Origin of the sequence: Xanthomonas sp. SHU 166, assembly GCF_000364685.1 — a bacterium.
Lineage (GTDB): Bacteria > Pseudomonadota > Gammaproteobacteria > Xanthomonadales > Xanthomonadaceae > Xanthomonas_A > Xanthomonas_A sontii.
This window is the reverse complement of record NZ_AQOJ01000452.1, coordinates 1-1,717: the sequence shown is the minus strand read 5'-3', so window position 1 is coordinate 1,717 and position 1,717 is coordinate 1. Positions and strand designations below refer to the sequence as shown.

Here is a 1,717-nt window from a genome sequence, read left to right as displayed (position 1 = left end):
CGGCGGCCGCGGCACCAGCCGCACCACGGCCGAATCCACCTTCGGCGGCGGCCGGAACGCGCCCGGCGGCACCACGAACAGCGAGGTCACCTCGCAATACGCCTGCAGCATCACGCTGAGCCGGCCGTAGACCTTGCTGCCCGGATCGGCGGCCATGCGGTCGACCACCTCCTTCTGCAGCATGAAATGCATGTCGGCGATCGCCGCGGCGTGGTCCAGCGCATGGAACAGGATCGGCGAGGAGATGTTGTAAGGCAGGTTGCCGACCAGGCGGATGCGCGCGCCCTCGGCCAGGGCGGCGAAATCCACCGACAGCACGTCGCGGTTGAGGATGGTCAGTTCGCCGACGTCGGCCGCCGCCGCGGTCAGTGGCGCGATCAGGTCGCGGTCGAATTCGATCACGGTCAGCCGGCCATGCCGGCGCAGCAGCGGGAAGGTGATCGCGCCCTGGCCGGGGCCGATCTCGACCAGCCGGTCGCCCGGCTTGGGATCGACCGCGCGGACGATGCTGTCGATGTAGTGGCGATCGCTGAGGAAGTGCTGGCCAAGGGATTTCTTGGCCGGGGCGCCGAAGCCGGAAGAGGAAGTCATGGCCGGCATTTTATCGGCATGCACGGGGCGGCGCGCGCTCGCAGCGACGCAGGAGCGGCATCACCGGGCCCGCCCTGGTTGCGGCAGATCGCGAACGGCGCCCGGATATGCGCCTAGGACTGCGCGCGGCGCGCCGCCAGTTGCGCGCACAGCGCAGTGGCAGCGAACAGGCTGGACGGGTCGGCCACGCCGCGGCCGGCCAGCTCCAGTGCGGTGCCGTGGTCGACCGCCACGCGTGGGTAGGGCAGGCCCAGGGTCAGGTTCACCGCCTGCTCGAAGCCGCTGTACTTGAGCACCGGCAGGCCCTGGTCGTGGTACATCGCCAGCACCGCATCCACGCTCGCCAGCTTCTGCGGCAGGAACGCGGTATCGGCCGGCAGCGGGCCGAGCAGGCGCATGCCCTCCGCGCGCAAGGCGTCCAGCACCGGCTGCATCACCTGGATTTCCTCCAGGCCCAGGTGGCCATCCTCGCCGGCATGCGGGTTCAGCCCCAGCACCGCGATGGTCGGCGCGGCGATGCCGAACTCGCGGCGCAAGGCGGCCTCGGTGATGCGCAGGCTGCGTTCCAGCAGGGCCGGCGTGAGTGCATCGGCGACCGCGCGCAGCGGCAGGTGGGTGGTGACCAGGGCCACGCGCACGATGGCGTTGGCCAGCATCATCACCACCTCGCGGCCGGCGTGTTGGGCCAGCAGTTCGGTGGTGCCGGTGTAGGCGATGCCGCCGGCGTTGATCGCCGCTTTATGGACCGGGCCGGTCACCACGCCGTCCAGTTCCCCGCTCAGGCAGGCATCGGCCGCCTGGGTCAGTGCGGCGATCACCGCAGCTGCGTTGGCCGGTTCGGTCGCGCCAAAGCGACTGGGCACGGCATTGGCGACCGTGCGCAGGCGCAGGTCGCCAGGGGCGAGGGCGGGGCTGGATTCGGGCAGCAGCTGCAGCGGCAGCGACAGCGCCGCCGCGGCGGCGCGCAAGGTGTCGGGATCGGCGAAGGCCAGGAGTTGGCAGTCGTGACGCGGCTGTTGCGCCAGCCGCACGCACAGCTCCGGGCCGATCCCGCCCGGCTCGCCCGGCACCAGCGCGAGCGAGGGGCGCATGGATCAGGGCTTGGCGGCGGGCGCCGGCGCGGGCG

The 1,717-nt window shown here is 71.9% G+C and carries 2 protein-coding genes; both read right to left on the bottom strand.

Annotated features, from left to right (window positions below; all coding sequences use genetic code 11):
- Positions 1-591, bottom strand: a 591-nt coding sequence (rsmA, locus tag D180_RS12130) for a 16S rRNA (adenine(1518)-N(6)/adenine(1519)-N(6))-dimethyltransferase RsmA (RefSeq protein ID WP_017913005.1), incomplete at its 3' end; no start/stop codon positions are given.
- 113 nt (positions 592-704) lie between these two features.
- Complete coding sequence (gene pdxA, locus D180_RS12125; RefSeq protein ID WP_017913004.1) at positions 705-1,682, bottom strand: 4-hydroxythreonine-4-phosphate dehydrogenase PdxA; 978 nt, start codon at positions 1,680-1,682, stop codon at positions 705-707.
- Between the last annotated feature and the right edge of the window lie 35 nt (positions 1,683-1,717).

Excerpts from the sequence above, each read along its gene's own strand:
- pdxA (WP_017913004.1), bottom strand. The coding sequence starts at position 1,682 with ATGCGCCCCTCGCTCGCGCTGGTGCCGGGCGAGCCGGGCGGGATCGGC.